Source organism: Pseudomonas sp. PSE1(2024), from assembly GCF_050990555.1.
GTDB lineage: Bacteria > Pseudomonadota > Gammaproteobacteria > Pseudomonadales > Pseudomonadaceae > Aquipseudomonas > Aquipseudomonas aphyarum.
Genome location: NZ_CP158967.1, coordinates 6,111,135 through 6,127,371, shown reverse-complemented (window position 1 = coordinate 6,127,371; position 16,237 = coordinate 6,111,135). Strand labels below are relative to the sequence as shown.

Genomic DNA, 16,237 nt, shown 5'->3' with positions numbered 1-16,237 from the left:
GCCTCAAGCCGGGCTAAAACCTCTGCATTCGTGTGGTCGTCCGGCTGAAAGCCGGGTTAGACTCGCTGGTCCCGCCCAACCGCCAGTGATGCTTTCCGATGCTCGAACAGTACGTCAAGAAGATCCTCACCTCGCGCGTTTATGACGTTGCCGTAGAAACCCCGCTGCAGAACGCCCGCCAGCTCTCCGAGCGGCTGGGCAACGACATCTGGCTCAAGCGCGAAGACTTGCAGCCGGTGTTCTCGTTCAAGATTCGCGGCGCCTACAACAAGCTGACCCAGTTGAGCGACGAAGAGCGCGCTCGCGGCGTGGTCACCGCGTCGGCGGGCAACCATGCGCAGGGCCTGGCCCTGGCGGCGAAAGTGCTGGGCGTGAAAGCGACCATCGTGATGCCCAAGACCACCCCGGAGATCAAGGTCGAAGGCGTGCGCTCCCGTGGTGGCAAGGTGGTGCTGCACGGTGATTCTTTCCCGGAAGCCCTGGCCTACTCGCTGAAACTGGTCGATGAAAAAGGCTACGTCTACATCCACCCGTACGACGATCCGCACACCATTGCCGGGCAGGGCACCGTGGCGATGGAAATCCTGCGCCAGCACCCGCAGCCACTGGACGCGATCTTCGTTCCGGTGGGCGGCGGCGGTCTGATCGCCGGCATCGCGGCGTACGTGAAATACCTGCGCCCGGACATCAAGGTCATCGGCGTCGAGCCCGATGACTCCAACTGCTTGCAAGCGGCAATGGCCGCAGGCGAGCGCGTGGTACTGCCGGCCGTGGGCATCTTCGCCGACGGCGTGGCGGTGGCGCAGATCGGCCAGCACACCTTCGACATCTGCAAGGATTACGTCGACGAAGTGATCACCGTCAGCACCGACGAAATCTGCGCGGCGATCAAGGACATTTACGACGATACACGCTCGATCACCGAACCGGCCGGCGCCCTCGGCGTGGCCGGGATCAAGAAGTACGTCGAGCAGCGCGGCGTCAGCGGCAAGACCTTCGTGGCCATCGACTCCGGGGCCAACGTCAACTTCGACCGCTTGCGCCACGTCGCCGAGCGCGCCGAACTGGGTGAAGGCCGCGAAGCGATCATCGCCGTGACCATCCCGGAGAAGGCCGGCAGCTTCAAGGCTTTCTGCGAGGCCATCGGCAAACGTCAGATCACCGAATTCAATTACCGCTACAACAATGGCAGCGAAGCGCACATTTTCGTCGGCGTGCAGACCCACCCGGACAACGATCCACGCAGCGCGCTGCTGGCGAGCCTGACCGAGCAGGGTTTCCCGGTGCTCGACCTGACCGACAACGAACTGGCCAAGCTGCACATCCGTCACATGGTCGGCGGTCGTGCGGCGCACGTGGTCGATGAAGTGGTGCTGCGCTTCGAGTTCCCGGAGCGTCCGGGCGCGCTGTTCAACTTCCTCAACAAACTCGGCGGGCGCTGGAACATCTCGATGTTCCACTACCGCAACCACGGTGCGGCGGACGGCCGCGTGGTGGCGGGTCTGCAAGTGCCCCACGACGAACGTCATCTGGTGCCTGCAGCCCTTGAGGAAATCGGCTACCCGTACTGGGACGAAAGCGACAACCCGGCCTATCAGCTGTTTCTTGGCTGAACGGCTACGCTGATGGGCAGGCCATAAGGAAATCGGATCATGGAAACGTTAACCGCCCTGAAAGCGGCGCACATGCTGGCGACTGCGGTGCTGTTGCTCGGTGCGCTGGGCCTGGGAATCTGGGTCTGGCGCGCACGGCGCAAGGGTGACGCGACGGCGGGCAGCCGTACGTTGCAGCGGCCATGGCTGTTTGTCTGGCTGTTGATCGTGCTGGCGCTGGTGAGCATGCCGTTCACCGGCTGGTGGATGGTGCATCTGGTGGGCTGGCCGCTGGGGCAGACGTGGATTCTGGCGTCGAGCGTGCTCTACACGGTGGCGGCGCTGGCGTGGTTCTGGCTGCTGGTGCGTTTGAACCGGTTGCGCAAGGCGCCGGGCGGCGTGGGCCGGTTCAGCCTGGGGCTGGCGTTGTTCGGGCTGGTCTGCTTTATCGCGATTGCCGGGTTGATGGGCGCCAAGCCGGTTTAAGGCCTGGCGCCTGCTGCGGTCTCAGTCGCGCAGCGAAATCACCGGCCAGCCACGCTTCTCAGCCTCGGCCCGCAGGTTCGGATCCGGATCAACTGCCACCGGATTCGCCACCTGCTCCAGCAGCGGCAGGTCATTCATCGAGTCGCTGTAGAAATAGCTGCCTTCCAGCGAATGCCCGGTTTCTTCCAGCCAGCGGTTCAGGCGTGTCACCTTGCCTTCGCGGAAGCACGGCACATCGGTGCTGCGCCCGGTGTAGCGGCCGTCCTGCATCTCGCACTCGGTGGCGATCAGGGTTTCAACGCCCAGGCGTACCGCAATCGGCGCGGTGACGAAGCGGTTGGTGGCGGTGATGATCACCAGTTTGTCGCCGGCATCGCGGTGCTTTTTCAGCAACTCAAGCGCCTTCGGCAGCATGATCGGCTCGATGCAGTCGCGCATGTAATCGTTGTGCCACTGCTCAAGCACGGCCATCTCGGTGCGGCCGAGAATTTCCAGGCAGAAGTTCAGGTAGGCCGCGTTATCCAGTTTGCCGGCCAGGTAATCCTGATAGAACTCGTCGTTGCGCGTCTTGTAGGCGATCGGGTCGAGGAAGCCGCGTTCGCACAGATAATCGCCCCAAGCGTGATCGCTGTCGCCGCCCAGAAGGGTGTTGTCCAAATCGAATAAAGCCAGGCGCATTGCAGTTACCCGCTGAAAAGTCAGTAAAAAGGCCACAAGAATACGGTCTTTTCACAAGAGTGCACATAAGCTCGGAACCTTCGTTGCCGCCTTCACAACCTTTGTGGAACAATGCGGCGACATGCGTTTGCGAGGTTGTTGCCGTGATCGACCCCGATGGTTTCCGCCCTAATGTCGGGATCATTCTGACGAATGACGCCGGCCAGGTGCTATGGGCTCGCCGTATCAATCAAGATGCCTGGCAGTTTCCGCAAGGGGGAATCAATCCCGAGGAGACGCCGGAAGACGCCTTGTACCGCGAGCTGAACGAAGAAGTTGGCCTGGAACGCGAAGATGTTGAAATACTGGCCTGCACCCGAGGCTGGTTGCGCTATCGTTTGCCGCAACGTCTGGTGCGAACCCACAGCCAACCGCTGTGCATCGGCCAGAAACAGAAATGGTTTCTCCTGCGCCTGATCTCCAACGAGCAGCGGGTGCGGATGGATTTGACCGGTAAACCGGAGTTCGATGGCTGGCGCTGGGTCAGTTATTGGTATCCGTTGGGCCAGGTGGTGACATTCAAGCGCGAAGTGTATCGCCGCGCTCTCAAAGAGCTTGCCCCGCGCCTTTTAGCGCGCGACTGACGACGGAGTTCGACCCCGAGCCATGCTCAATACGCTGCGCAAGATCGTCCAGGAAGTTAACTCCGCCAAGGATCTCAAGGCGGCGTTGGGGATTATTGTGTTGCGCGTCAAAGAGGCCATGGGCAGCCAGGTCTGCTCGGTCTACCTGCTTGATCCAGAGACCAACCGCTTCGTGCTGATGGCCACCGAGGGCTTGAACAAGCGCTCGATCGGCAAGGTCAGCATGGCGCCCAACGAAGGTCTGGTCGGCCTGGTCGGCACGCGTGAAGAACCCCTGAACCTCGAAAACGCCGCGGATCACCCGCGCTACCGCTACTTCGCCGAAACCGGCGAAGAGCGCTACGCCTCGTTCCTCGGGGCGCCGATCATTCACCACCGCCGCGTCGTCGGCGTGTTGGTCATCCAGCAGAAAGAACGCCGCCAGTTCGATGAAGGTGAAGAAGCCTTCCTCGTGACCATGAGCGCGCAGCTCGCCGGGGTAATCGCCCACGCCGAGGCCACAGGTTCCATCCGTGGTCTGGGCCGTCAGGGCAAGGGCATTCAGGAAGCCAAGTTCGTCGGCGTACCGGGTTCGCCGGGTGCGGCGGTCGGTACTGCGGTGGTCATGCTGCCGCCGGCGGATCTGGACGTGGTGCCGGACAAGACCATCACCGACATCGACGCGGAACTGGCGCTGTTCAAGACCGCCATCGAAGGTGTGCGCGCCGACATGCGTGCGTTGTCGGCCAAGCTGGCGACCCAGCTGCGTCCGGAAGAGCGTGCGCTGTTCGACGTCTACCTGATGATGCTCGACGATGCCTCGCTGGGCAGCGAAATCACCAACGTGATCAAGACCGGCCAGTGGGCCCAGGGCGCGTTGCGTCAGGTCGTGACCGATCACGTCAATCGTTTTGACTTGATGGACGACGAGTACCTGCGTGAGCGGGCGTCGGACGTCAAGGACCTGGGCCGACGCCTGCTGGCCTATCTGCAGGAAGAGCGTCAGCAGAACCTGGTCTACCCGGAAAAGACCATTCTGGTCAGCGAAGAACTGACGCCGGCGATGCTCGGCGAGGTGCCGGAAGGCACGCTGGTCGGTCTGGTATCGGTGCTCGGTTCGGGTAACTCCCACGTCGCGATCCTGGCCCGGGCCATGGGTATCCCGACGGTGATGGGTGTAGTCGACTTGCCATACGCCAAGGTCGATGGCATTCCGATGATCGTCGACGGGCTCAAGGGCGAAATCTACACCAACCCGAGCGAAGTGCTGATCAAGCAGTTCGCCGAGGTGGTGGAAGAAGAGAAACAACTGGCGCTGGGTCTCGACTCCCTGCGCGACCTGCCGTGCGTGACCCTCGATGGTCACCGCATGCCGCTTTGGGTCAACACCGGCCTGCTGGCGGATGTGGCGCGGGCGCAGAAGCGCGGCGCCGAAGGCGTCGGTCTGTACCGTACCGAAGTGCCGTTCATGATCAACCAGCGTTTCCCGAGCGAGAAGGAACAACTGGCGATCTACCGCGAGCAGCTTGCCGCGTTCCATCCGCAACCGGTGACCATGCGCAGCCTGGACATCGGCGGCGACAAGTCGCTGTCGTACTTCCCGATCAAGGAAGACAACCCGTTCCTCGGCTGGCGCGGGATCCGCGTCACCCTCGACCACCCGGAAATCTTCCTGGTGCAGACCCGCGCGATGCTCAAGGCCAGCGAAGGCCTGAACAACCTGCGGATCCTGCTGCCGATGATCTCCGGCATCCACGAGCTCGAAGAGGCGCTGCACCTGATCCACCGGGCCTGGGGCGAAGTGCGCGACGAAGGCACCGACGTGCCGATGCCGCCGGTGGGCGTGATGATCGAAATTCCTGCGGCGGTTTACCAGACCAAAGAGCTGGCGCGGATGGTGGACTTCCTGTCGGTCGGCTCCAACGACCTGACCCAGTACCTGCTGGCGGTGGACCGCAACAATCCACGGGTGGCCGACCTCTACGACTACCTGCACCCGGCGGTGCTGCAAGCCCTGCAAACCGTAGTGCGCGACGCCCATGCCGAAGGCAAACCGGTGAGCATCTGCGGCGAGATGGCCGGTGACCCGGCGGCGGCGGTGCTGTTGATGGCGATGGGTTTCGACAGCCTGTCGATGAACGCCACCAACCTGCCGAAGGTGAAATGGATGCTGCGTCAGATCAACCTGAGCAAGGCCAAGGATCTGTTGGCGGAACTGATGACCATCGACAACCCGCAGGTGATCCACAGCTCGCTGCAACTGGCGTTGAAGAACCTCGGGTTGGCGAAGATGGTCAATCCGGCGGCGGTCAAACCGCTATAAAAAGACAAGATCGCAGCCTTTGGGCTGCGATCTTCATAGGTTGATCTCCACTTCCCCCAGATGCCCGCCATACGGCCCGAAACTGCGCTCCACCATCCGCCGCGTCCCGTCCGCCTGCACAATCAACGCCGTACTCGCCCGAGTCCCATAGCTCTGGCTGGCAATAAACACACTCGACAACAACGACTCGGTCGCCAGGCCCACGCCGGTGTCCGGCAAATCAGCAAACGGCGCCGTTTGCGCATCCCCCAACAACGCCAACAACCGCTCGGGCTGCGGATCATCCAGCACCGCACTCAATGCCGCCTTGGCCTTGAGCAGTTTCGGCCACGGCGTATCCAGCCCGGCGTTGGACAGTCCATAAACGCCGGGCTGCAGCATCACCGGTTCCGAAGACCGCGCATTGAAGTGCCACAGCTCGTTGGCATTGCCCAGCAGCAGGTTGAACCCGGCATATTCCGGCGAACGGGCGACAACATCGGACAAGTAGTCATCGATCGACAGGTTTCCGGTCAGAAAACCCGCCACCAGCTCGCCCCGAGAGCGTCGCGCCGGCGGCTGATGGGGATCGCGAATGTTGGTCAGCGCCGCAAAACGACCGTTGGCACCAAGACCGAGCCAGGTACCCCCGGCCTCAAGATCGCGACCGGCGTGAACGTGCGTCGACTCGGCCCACTGCCCCAGCGGCAAGCTGGGCCGGGCGTAGAATTCGTCGCGGTTGGCCGCGACGATCAGCGGCTGGGCATGCCCCGGTCGCCAGGCGAAAACAATCAGGCACATAAGGTGGTCCTTGTGTGTTTTTTGCCCACTCTACGCAGACATCGTCCGTGCATCCATCGCCAGTGGAGCCGAAGGGTATCCATCCGTTACCATGCCGCTCCGGTTTTGGGGACGCGCCTTGGGAGGCAGTCATGGAATTTCTGCTCTATCTGGCGCTGGGCGCCTGTGCGGGCGTACTGGCCGGGCTGTTCGGGGTGGGCGGCGGGATCATCATCGTCCCGGTGCTGGTGTTCAGTTTCACCTTGCAGGGCTTCGATCCGTCGATCCTGACCCACCTTGCGGTCGGCACCTCGCTGGCGACGATCATCTTCACCTCGGTCAATGCGGTGCGCGAGCATCATCGACGCGGCGCCGTGCGCTGGCCGATCTTCAAGTGGATGACCGTCGGGATTCTGCTCGGTGCAGGCTTCGGGGCGCTGACCGCCGAAGCGATCTCCGGGCCCAACCTGCAAAAGATCATCGGTGTGTTCGCCCTGGTGATCGCGGCGCAGCTGGCGCTGGACGTCAAACCCAAGGCCAGCCGAACGGTGCCCGGCAAGCTCGGTCTGACCATGGCCGGCAGTGTGATCGGCTGGGCCTCGGCGATTTTCGGGATTGGCGGCGGCTCGCTGACCGTGCCGTTCCTGACCTGGCGCAGCGTGCCGATGCAGCAGGCGGTGGCGACATCGTCGGCCTGTGGCCTGCCAATCGCTGTCGCCAGTGCAATAAGTTTCATGATTCTGGGCTGGCATGATCCGTTGCTGCCGGCCCATAGTCTCGGTTTTGTGTATTTGCCGGCGCTGCTGGGCATTGCCCTGACCAGCATGGTGTTCGCCCGTCTTGGCGCGCGGCTGGCGCACAGGTTGTCGTCGAAGTTGCTGAAACGGCTGTTCGCGGCTTTGCTGTTTTGCGTGGGCCTGAGCTTTCTGTTCTGAGCCGTCTGTTTTGGCCGGTCGCAATCCTGGCTTAATCCTGAGGTGACAGCGTCGCCCGGGAATTTTTGAAGATTTGAATGCTAACGAGGAGTCGCAATGCTGCCTTACCCGCAGATCGATCCGGTGGCTTTGGCCATCGGTCCGCTGAAAATCCACTGGTACGGCCTGATGTACCTGGTCGGCATCGGCGGCGCGTGGCTGCTGGCATCGCGCCGGCTCAACCGTTTCGACCCGACCTGGACCAAGGAAAAGCTGTCCGACCTGGTGTTCTGGCTGTCGATGGGGGTGATTGTCGGCGGGCGTCTGGGCTATGTGCTGTTCTACGACCTGAGTGCCTACATCGCCAACCCGACGCTGATTTTCGAAGTGTGGAAGGGCGGCATGTCGTTCCATGGCGGTTTCATCGGCGTGATGCTGGCCGCGCTGTGGTTCGGCAAGCGTAACGGCAAGTCATTCTTCCAGCTGATGGACTTTGTCGCGCCGATGGTGCCGATCGGTCTGGGCGCCGGGCGTATCGGCAACTTCATCAACGCCGAGCTGTGGGGCAAGGCCACCGACGTGCCGTGGGCCATGGTGTTTCCGCCGTTCAGCGACCCGGCGCAACTGCCGCGTCACCCGTCGCAGCTGTATCAGTTCGCACTGGAAGGCGTGGCGCTGTTCCTGATCCTCTGGCTGTTCTCGCGCAAGCCGCGGCCGACCATGGCGGTCTCGGGCATGTTCGCGCTGTTCTATGGCATCTTCCGTTTCATCGTCGAATTCGTCCGCGTGCCGGACGCGCAACTGGGCTATCTGGCCTGGAACTGGCTGACCATGGGTCAGGTACTCTGCGTACCGATGATCATCGGCGGGTTGTTCCTGATCTGGCTGGCCTACCACCGCGCCCCGGCGGCGCCGGTTGCACCGACAGCTTAAATATTCGAACCCCGGCGCCGTTTGCCGGGGCTCAAGGACACAGGTAACTCATGAAGCAATATCTCGATCTGGTGTCGCACGTCATCAACAACGGCACCAAACAGGCCAACCGTACCGGCGTGAACACCATCAGCTTTCCGGGCGCCATGCTGCGCTTCGATCTGCAGGAAGGTTTCCCGGCGATCACCACCCGCAAGATGGCCTTCAAATCGGCCATCGGCGAGATGTGCGGCTTTCTGCGTGGCGTGAACAGCGCTGCGGAATTCCGTGCGCTGGGCTGCAAGGTCTGGGATCAGAACGCCAACGAAAACGCGCAGTGGCTGGCGAATCCGTTCCGTCAGGGCGAAGACGACCTCGGCGAAATCTACGGCGTGCAATGGCGCAAATGGCCGGCGTACAAGCAGATCCCGTTGAGCAACACCGCCGCCATCGAACAAACCTTGAGCAACGGCTACAAGCAGATTGCCCAGGGCGAAGAAGACGGCCAGGCCTATGTGGTCTTGTACAAAGCCATCGATCAGGTACGCCAGTGCATCGACACGATCATCAAGGACCCGGGCAGCCGCCGTATCCTGTTCCACGGCTGGAACTGCGCCCAGCTCGATGAAATGGCCTTGCCGCCGTGCCATCTGCTGTACCAGTTCCACCCGAATGTCGAGACCAAAGAGATCTCTCTGACCCTCTACATCCGCTCCAACGACCTGGGTCTTTTATACCCCCGCGAAGAATCCGCACATTACGCAATGGCTGCGTAGTAAAGCTCTACCTTCCAAGCTCATTTATTGTGCCCCGGTACGAAATGCACATTGTGTATAGTACGGGCCGCTTTGAGGAGAACGGAAGCAGTGAAGGTCATCGCAATAAAGGGCAAACCCCTAGATTTCAGAGAGTCCCCAACTAGGCGGGACGACTCATCCGAAGAACTCCAATTTCATGAAGCTGTGAACGTCACAGGGACAGCCGTCTTTGATGATGATGAGCGCCTCATGCCTTTGATTTCGGGTTACCTATCCTACGCGCTCCGGGAAGCCGATATATCCCAGCAGACGGCTATCACCTATGGTCGCAACCTCGGGTACACCTGCAAATACCTGATGAACCGCCGTGAGTTTCGTGATTGCGAGCGTGACTCAGCGTTCTTGGAAATCCGCACCCACGTGATCGAGGAGTACTTCGCTCACTTGCGCGAGGCAGAAGGCCTTTCCAAGAAGACGGTGCGCAACCGCGATTCGTCTTTGATGGCGTTTTTCAACGATTCTCTATGTCGGGGAGTGGACGACGTACCCGCACCTCGTACCGCGCCTAACCCTTACACTGCCGGGTACCTATCTCCCCGTCCTAACAAGAACTTGGTGGTGGCCTGTTCCCTGAATAATCTCAGAGAGCTCATCCTGGCTACGCAGAGTGAGCGTGAACGTTGCTTGCTCCAGTTCATGTACGACGCAGGCGTGCGCCGCTCAGAAGTCCCGCGAGTCACGCTCAAGGCCATCGATGATGCCCTTCGATTCCAGGACACACTGTTCATCTCGCCTGGCGTCTCGGAGCCGGTGAATGCGGACTACTGCCCGCTGCACATTGATGGAAGCAAAGGCCCTGCCGACTCCTTCAAGCCCCGCCAGACGTTGGTCAGCCGCGCCACGCTGCTGCGCATCAAGAAGTACCATGCTTCGCCGCTGTACAAAATGACTAAGCGTCAATTCAAGGGGGCTGAGAACACCCCTGCTTTCCTGAATGCGGAGGGGGGTGAGTACACCCCTCGTTCGATCTCCAAGCTCTTGGAGCGTACGTCCGAGCGAGCGCTGAACCTGCTGAAAATCGACAGGATGATCTCTCCCCACAAGTTGAGGCACGGGAACGCCTATGCCCTGTTGAGGACGCCAGACATTGGTAGTGATTACCTTGACCGGCTAGTGACCGTGCAGAAGACGCTGGGTCACTCGCGTCTCAGCACGTCGGAAACCTATACCCAGATCCCCTACGACCTCTACCAGAAGCTCGTACGCCCCGGAACCGAGACCAAGACGAAAGCAGGCGAGATGGCTGAGCTTTCCCAACAGACGCGCTTGAAAATTGATGCGGGAGATATGAAATGAGTCGGTTGACTAGCGCTCAGGCAGACGCCGTCATTGAGTCATTTGTGGCTCGCGCCACTGATGATCGGGAGTCGTTGCTGAAGGTATGTCTGAGCAGGGGGGGCGTATTGGCGGTGGCTCCTAAATACGCCATCGAACAAACCAATCTAAACCCCGCAACGATCTCGAAACGTGCCTCAAGCTTTGAGCCGATCTTCGATGCGATGCGCGCTGAAGGGATTATTGTTCCTGGTCATCCGCCCACTGCCTGCGATTGGCGCCGTAGGCTGCTTGCCTGGTACGAAGGCATGTCTATGGAGGAGAAGCTGGCGATTCCAGTGACTGCCAATACCATCAGGGATCGTGGTTTCATGAGCGAGATCCCCGAGCTGGCGGGTCTTAAAGCAGCGAGGGCGAGCTTCGAACTGGTGCGGATCACGTTTGAGGGGATTCTCGATGATCTTCGCAGACTTGGTGTTCTTGATCCGAACTACCAAACCGTCGAGCAGCGTATCGCCTCGAAGACGGTAGTCGAAAAGACTGAGTCATTGCGGGACGTCTTCAACGCTTTGCGCTCAGTCCGCATCCATCGCCTGTCTGACCTCGCAAGCCCGGAAGCGGAGCGTCCCTTCCAGCACTTGCTGCACCTCTTCAGCGCTTCATCAATGAAGAGCAGTAGCACTTCTGGTCAAAACAATTTCATCGAAGCTTTCAAATACTACCGAGCCTATCTCACGGAGGCCAACTACACAGGCTTGGAGGATATCCGGGAGTTGGTAACCCCGTATTCCCTCCCCAAGTTCAGGGGATATCTCCAGGACAAGATTCTTGAGCGTTCACTGTCGACCAGCCACAGCAGCACCCTGATGAGCTCGGCTCGGAAGATGATGGCCCGTGCAGTCCAGATCGAGGGCCTAGGGCTGACCAGTTTCGTCGGCGCTGCAGGGTTTGATACTGAACGTGAGACTGACCAGTACAAGCCTTACCCCCAGGCCGTGCGAAACCGCATTTCGCAGGCCATTGAGCAAGAGATTGAGGAAACCAATCGCTTGGCCCAGCCTTACGTTCCAAGCGAGGTAGGGGAAGATCCGCTGAACCCTGACGGAAGAGTACGCCGGGGCTTTAACACTCTCGATAACGCGCGGTGGATTTTTGAGAACAAACTCGACTGCAAGCCCCTGAACTTCGAATCCGTTGATAAAAACGACCCCTATCAACGGGCGTTTATGTCGATTATTTCGACTTCGTCAATTTCGATCTTCGAGGTTTATAAAAGCTGGGGCGTGCAGTATCAGGTTGATGGTCGAGTCATTGCGCCATACATCGCTCGACTTGCCCAGGTCACCGGTATGAACGCTGACTCGCTGCTGGGACTGGAGCTGAATGATTTCATCGAGCGCCATGATTTAACTGATCGACCTTGCCTGCTGTATTGGAAAGAGCGTTCTGAAGGCGCGAAGATGCTTCATCTTGATATTTTCCATGCGGAAATCTCTTGGCTGACCACCTCTCAAGGCCGTGTGGTCAAACAGATCTTTGACGATGTGACGCATCTGACCCGTGAGATCCGCTTGAATGCGCCTGTCGAGGCTCAGAACAAGCTCTTCATCTACCGCTCAAGCTCTCCCAGGAAATACGGGGTTGTAGATTCCTTTGAGAACTCAGGTGCCAACCAGCTCAAGAAGACTCTGGATAAGTTCTCTCAGGATCACGGGCTGCTTGACGAAGATGGCAATCCTCTCACGCTCTCACCGTCACGTTTCCGACCAAGCTTCGTGAGCGAGCTGATCGAGCGCGGCGTCTCTCCGCGTGAGATTCAGGTGCTACTGGGGCATAAGAACCTGAGCACCACCATGGCCTATCTGGATCAGATGGACTTCAACCCCATGGCGCGCCGAATGTTGAACAAGGTTCTCCATGAAATGCAGCAAGACACGTTGGAGGAGGCTCCGAAGCTCATCCCGACCACGACTATCGAGTCCGCGCCTGAAGCTATGCCGCTGCGTTCTGGCCTGGCGACCTGCATGAACGTCTTTGATCCACCAGCATTCATCAAGGCTTTGGCAAGCTACGACCCCAGCAAGCCCTGCACGCTTTTCAACATGTGCCTTTCATGCAGCAACAGCATTATCACGGTATCGCACCTGCCAGAGCTCTTTGCCATGCGGCGCGACTATCAAAGGATAATTGAGGTCAACCGGGTGCTCGATACACCCTACGGAGCCGTCATCCTGGACAACCTTGATGTGCTCAACAATCTTCTAGATCCTGATACTTCGGACTTTTCCGCAGAAGAGCTGACCAAGGCTGAGCGTCTCTCTGAAAACCTGCAGGTCAGCATTCTGACCGAGGGAGTAACGCTGTGAACCATGCCCTGATCCCTGAACTTGCTGCGTACAAACAGTGGCGTACAGCTGCTCACACCCTGCTGCTTGAGTTGCACAAGAACGTTGCCGATCCGACCCCTGTGTCGATGGAAGCCCTCTCTTGGTACCAAGCGCTGATGGCGCTGCCTGTCAGTAAGACATCAGTCTTGGGCGACGCCGTCTGGGACTTCAATGAAGATCATCCGAACGCCGCCAGGAACGTCCAAGGAGCCAAACTACGGCTCAATTTTGAATCGTATCCATTGCTCAACCAGTCGGCGGTCTTGGAGGTCAAGGTGGCCCTGTATTGCTGGCTGAAGATGCCAGCGGCAACGCGCTCGTTTGCCTCCCCAAGGAACATCAAGGCCAACACCGCCATTTCATGCATGAAGGCTGGATTGAGCTTTCTGGATACGATGTCAGGTCAGGCGCGTCAGCTGATGACGGATGAGTTCTTCGAGGTTGGACACCATGGTCTGACGTACTTCGACGCGGGCATGTACCGGGAGGCAGCGCTCGTTCATCCCTACGCCTTTGGCCCTGATCTCAAGAAGTTCTTTACCTTGGTCAGGTCGCCATTTTTCGAGGAGCAGATTTTCGAAGAGCCACTGCCTTACGTTCAGCTGGAATCGCTCGCCTGGGCCAAGGTAATCAAGCACGTCCCTGATTCCGAGCGCACATACCGTATTTTGCCAAACGATGTGTTCGAGAAGGCTTCCCGCGAGGCGTCGTTCGCAGTCGTCGATTTCCTAAGCACTCTAGGGGAGCCTGTAGATGACTTGGTAGCCCTTACCCGCCAAAACGCTAGCGGCTACTCGTTGGCCAACGCTCAAGAACTGTCGCGTTACAATTTCGAGTTGTACGTAGCGCTTAGGCTGCGGAGAAAAGGCTATGACTCCGGTGCGATGGCGAATGCACTGTCCGCAGCTTTTGGCTGCATTCCATCTACGTTCCAATCTGGCTCTGGTCGACATGATTTTAAGGCGACCGAAACGTTACTCAAGCTCTCAGATTCCAAACTGGACGATGATTTCCGCAGGTACATCAATTTCGTCTCGTACAGTGCCTGCTATCTCGTGGCGCAGTACACCGGTATGAGGCCCTCAGAGCTCTCCGAGATCATGGTCGAGTCATGCATGGAGCAAGAGAGCGACTACTGGTTGCTGATCAGCAATGTGATCAAACATCGCCAAGGCTTGGCCAAGCTGTTCGACGACAAATGGATCGCGATCCCAATTGTGCGTGACGCTATTCGTGCAGCTTGCCTTATCGCGAAGGTAAAGCAGAACCCTTACCTGTTCTCCAATGTGGATACTGTCGCGCAGGACGCCGAACCAAACTCGATGTCCTCGCTTGGAATCACTCACCAGTTCAAAGCTTTCTTCGAGGATATTCTGACGGACGAGGAGTTCGAGGCGCTGGAATTCTCGCCTTACACGTTGCGACACACCCTGGCTTACCAGATGGCCAGGGCTGAGCTTGGGCTTCCGTTCATCTCTCACCAGTTGAAGCACTTTGGTGACCTCATCGGTAGTGCTGGCCAGAACAAAGCGTTCAGTGCTGTCACGCTTGGGTACGGAGCGATCGCTGAGATCTTGTCCAAAGGCGGGCGTTCGTCTAGCAAGACGCCGACGCAAATGGCAGAGGAGGAGTACATCCAGAGCTATTGCGATCCTGACGGGAACTACGCCGGCCCCAATGCAGAGAGCCATAAGGAGCGGATGAAGAAGGTGTTCAGCGGGTACATGGCGGCTGGCTACACCAAAGAGCAAATCATCGCCCAGATGGCCAAGAAACGCATGGCGATCATCAACGTGGGGCAAGGCTTCTGCTACGGTGGTCAGCGCGAGGTATTTGACGAGTCTCTGCCCTGCATCGGATCGCTGCGTTGCAACCCGAACCGCTGCAAAAACGCCGTGGTGACCAAGGCTCATGCCCCGAAATGGCGGGAAATCTATGTGCAGAACAGCTTGGCGTTGAGCTCTCCGAATTCTGCAGGTTCGGAGGAAGAGTTGAGGGCGGCGATGGAGGAGGCCAAGGGTGTGCTGGAACATCTGGGTGAAGAGGTTGAGGTATGACAGGCCAGGCGTTTGATGCCAAGAATAAGCTGGACTACGACCGGAACACTGAGCTGCTGGCTCAGGGGCTTATGCAGATTGCCTCTGATCCGAATTTGAAGCCGACGATGGCGGAGCTTAGCCGCATCACCGGCATTCATCGCAACACTATCCGGCAGCGTGACTTCCCGGCGCAGCGGCTTGAGGCGATCAAGGACAACCGCCGCATTGCAGTGCTCGCTCAGAGGGTCAAGGCTGAGAAAAAGCAGGATCCCAAGACGATTCTCATGCAACGCCTTGAAAAGAGTCGAGTGGAAGTGCTTTATTGGTTCAATAGGTATCAGGAATCTGAGAACTCTTGTGCAACGCTCGATAAGAGATTGGACACTGTCCGCGAGTCTAGGGACTACTACGTTCAGGTCGCAGATGAGCTGCGTAAGAAGATCAAAGAGCAAGAGACTGAAATTTTGAAATTGCGTGACGCGCTGGATTTGGTCAGCGCGAACATTGAGGAACCGAAATGAAGATGTACCACGATTTGCTGGCCGACGTGCTAGAGAATGGCGTCGAGAAAGGCGATCGCACCGGCACAGGCACGCTGAGTGTCTTTGGTCGCCAATTCCGCCACAACCTGGAGGATGGCTTTCCGCTCCTCACCACCAAGAAGCTGCATTACAAGAGCATCATCAACGAGATGATCTGGTTCCTGAACGGTGACACCAACACCAAATGGCTCAAGGAGCACGGTGTCAGTATCTGGGATGAATGGGCGACTGAAGACGGTGACCTCGGCCCGATCTACGGCAAGCAGTGGACGGCCTGGCCTACCCAGGACGGCAAGACCATCAATCAGATCGACTACGTCGTCAACACACTCAAGACGAACCCGAATAGCCGTCGCATTCTCTTCCACGGGTGGAACGTCGAGTACCTTCCCGATGAGTCGGTGAGCCCACAAGAAAATGCACGTAATGGGAAGATGGCATTGCCACCGTGCCATTTGCTCTATCAATTCTATGTAGCCAACAATAAGTTGTCGGCGCATCTATATATTCGGTCGTCAGATCTATTGCTTGGGAATCCCTATAATTTGGCTGGAGTTAGTTTTTTAACTCATATGTTGGCACAGCAGTGTGATTTGGGCGTTGGCGAAGTTGTAGTCACCATGGGTGATGCACATATTTACTTGAATCATATTGAACAAGTAAAACTGCAACTTACTCGGGAGCCTCGTCCTCTGCCCAAGTTGGTATTCAAGCGTAAGCCAGAGAGCATCTACGACTATAAGTTTGAAGACTTTGAGATTGTGGGCTATGACCCACATCCTCATATCCCCGCTCCTGTATCGATTTAACTGAATCGATGCCTGGCTAGCCAAATCTTGGTCGGCCAGGATGCGGGTGTTGAATGGCAAAACCAGGCCTACACTCATCGCTTTAGGCTTCAGGTCATGCA

Annotated in this window: 13 protein-coding genes and 1 pseudogene; 12 read left to right on the top strand and 2 right to left on the bottom strand. The window is 58.6% G+C overall.

The window, feature by feature from the left end; all coding sequences use genetic code 11:
* The first annotated feature begins 98 nt into the window (after positions 1–98).
* Both ilvA and ABTV87_RS27935 read left to right on the top strand, forming a co-directional pair.
* Complete coding sequence (gene ilvA, locus ABTV87_RS27940) at positions 99–1,613, top strand: threonine ammonia-lyase, biosynthetic (RefSeq protein ID WP_007953475.1); 1,515 nt, start codon at positions 99–101, stop codon at positions 1,611–1,613.
* A 39-nt stretch (positions 1,614–1,652) separates the two neighbouring features.
* Entirely contained in the window at positions 1,653–2,078 is a 426-nt protein-coding gene (locus ABTV87_RS27935) for a DUF2269 family protein (protein ID WP_127800482.1), read from the top strand.
* A gap of 21 nt (positions 2,079–2,099) precedes the next feature.
* Here ABTV87_RS27935 and ABTV87_RS27930 read toward each other — a convergent pair whose 3' ends face one another.
* Positions 2,100–2,756: an HAD family hydrolase gene (locus ABTV87_RS27930; protein ID WP_258712550.1), complete on the bottom strand. Its 657-nt coding sequence runs from the start codon at positions 2,754–2,756 to the stop codon at positions 2,100–2,102.
* Between the two features lie 143 nt (positions 2,757–2,899).
* Between ABTV87_RS27930 and ABTV87_RS27925 the strand changes: the two genes are divergently transcribed.
* Together ABTV87_RS27925 and ptsP are read left to right on the top strand one after the other, a co-directional pair.
* Positions 2,900–3,379: an RNA pyrophosphohydrolase gene (locus tag ABTV87_RS27925; RefSeq protein WP_003229203.1), complete on the top strand. Its 480-nt coding sequence runs from the start codon at positions 2,900–2,902 to the stop codon at positions 3,377–3,379.
* A 22-nt stretch (positions 3,380–3,401) separates the two neighbouring features.
* Entirely contained in the window at positions 3,402–5,681 is a 2,280-nt protein-coding gene (gene ptsP, locus ABTV87_RS27920) for a phosphoenolpyruvate--protein phosphotransferase (RefSeq protein WP_007953470.1), read from the top strand.
* Between the two features lie 33 nt (positions 5,682–5,714).
* Here the strand turns inward: ptsP and ABTV87_RS27915 are convergent, their stop codons facing one another.
* Positions 5,715–6,461 carry an NRDE family protein gene (locus tag ABTV87_RS27915; protein WP_433898686.1) on the bottom strand — a complete coding sequence of 249 codons (747 nt, stop codon included), beginning with the start codon at positions 6,459–6,461 and terminating at the stop codon, positions 5,715–5,717.
* A 131-nt stretch (positions 6,462–6,592) separates the two neighbouring features.
* On the opposite strand from ABTV87_RS27915, the gene ABTV87_RS27910 reads away from it, so the two are divergent.
* The 8 genes and pseudogenes from ABTV87_RS27910 to ABTV87_RS27875 all read left to right on the top strand — a co-directional run bounded on the left by ABTV87_RS27910 (position 6,593) and on the right by ABTV87_RS27875 (position 16,136).
* Entirely contained in the window at positions 6,593–7,375 is a 783-nt protein-coding gene (locus tag ABTV87_RS27910; protein ID WP_433898685.1) for a sulfite exporter TauE/SafE family protein, read from the top strand.
* 96 nt (positions 7,376–7,471) lie between these two features.
* Entirely contained in the window at positions 7,472–8,287 is an 816-nt protein-coding gene (gene lgt / locus ABTV87_RS27905) for a prolipoprotein diacylglyceryl transferase (RefSeq protein ID WP_007953463.1), read from the top strand.
* A gap of 50 nt (positions 8,288–8,337) precedes the next feature.
* Positions 8,338–9,006: pseudogene (locus tag ABTV87_RS27900) on the top strand (thymidylate synthase); the annotation flags it as partial.
* Positions 9,007–9,132: 126 nt separating this feature from the next.
* Positions 9,133–10,380, top strand: a complete 1,248-nt coding sequence (locus ABTV87_RS27895) for a tyrosine-type recombinase/integrase (RefSeq protein WP_433898684.1) — start codon at positions 9,133–9,135, stop codon at positions 10,378–10,380.
* A complete protein-coding gene (locus tag ABTV87_RS27890; protein ID WP_433898683.1) occupies positions 10,377–12,725 on the top strand; it encodes a site-specific integrase in 2,349 nt (782 codons plus the stop codon). Before ABTV87_RS27895 ends, ABTV87_RS27890 begins: the two co-directional genes overlap by 4 nt.
* Positions 12,722–14,803 (top strand): tyrosine-type recombinase/integrase, encoded by a 2,082-nt coding sequence (locus tag ABTV87_RS27885; protein WP_433898682.1) that lies wholly within the window; start codon positions 12,722–12,724, stop codon positions 14,801–14,803. The genes ABTV87_RS27890 and ABTV87_RS27885 overlap by 4 nt, the downstream gene beginning before the upstream one ends.
* The gene (locus ABTV87_RS27880; RefSeq protein ID WP_433898681.1) at positions 14,800–15,306 is read left to right on the top strand and encodes a hypothetical protein; all 507 of its coding nucleotides are present in this window, start codon (positions 14,800–14,802) and stop codon (positions 15,304–15,306) included. The genes ABTV87_RS27885 and ABTV87_RS27880 overlap by 4 nt, the downstream gene beginning before the upstream one ends.
* On the top strand, positions 15,303–16,136 hold the full coding sequence (locus tag ABTV87_RS27875) for a thymidylate synthase (protein WP_433898680.1): 834 nt from the start codon (positions 15,303–15,305) through the stop codon (positions 16,134–16,136). Before ABTV87_RS27880 ends, ABTV87_RS27875 begins: the two co-directional genes overlap by 4 nt.
* Positions 16,137–16,237: the final 101 nt, after the last annotated feature.

What these genes read in the sequence shown, in the direction of transcription:
- ilvA (WP_007953475.1), top strand. Translation starts at nt 99, where the DNA reads ATGCTCGAACAGTACGTCAAGAAGATCCTCACCTCGCGCGTTTATGAC.
- ABTV87_RS27935 (WP_127800482.1), top strand. Translation starts at nt 1,653, where the DNA reads ATGGAAACGTTAACCGCCCTGAAAGCGGCGCACATGCTGGCGACTGCG.
- ABTV87_RS27930 (WP_258712550.1), bottom strand. Translation starts at nt 2,756, where the DNA reads ATGCGCCTGGCTTTATTCGATTTGGACAACACCCTTCTGGGCGGCGAC.
- ptsP (WP_007953470.1), top strand. Translation starts at nt 3,402, where the DNA reads ATGCTCAATACGCTGCGCAAGATCGTCCAGGAAGTTAACTCCGCCAAG.
- ABTV87_RS27915 (WP_433898686.1), bottom strand. Translation starts at nt 6,461, where the DNA reads ATGTGCCTGATTGTTTTCGCCTGGCGACCGGGGCATGCCCAGCCGCTG.
- ABTV87_RS27910 (WP_433898685.1), top strand. Translation starts at nt 6,593, where the DNA reads ATGGAATTTCTGCTCTATCTGGCGCTGGGCGCCTGTGCGGGCGTACTG.
- lgt (WP_007953463.1), top strand. Translation starts at nt 7,472, where the DNA reads ATGCTGCCTTACCCGCAGATCGATCCGGTGGCTTTGGCCATCGGTCCG.
- ABTV87_RS27890 (WP_433898683.1), top strand. Translation starts at nt 10,377, where the DNA reads ATGAGTCGGTTGACTAGCGCTCAGGCAGACGCCGTCATTGAGTCATTT.
- ABTV87_RS27880 (WP_433898681.1), top strand. Translation starts at nt 14,800, where the DNA reads ATGACAGGCCAGGCGTTTGATGCCAAGAATAAGCTGGACTACGACCGG.
- ABTV87_RS27875 (WP_433898680.1), top strand. Translation starts at nt 15,303, where the DNA reads ATGAAGATGTACCACGATTTGCTGGCCGACGTGCTAGAGAATGGCGTC.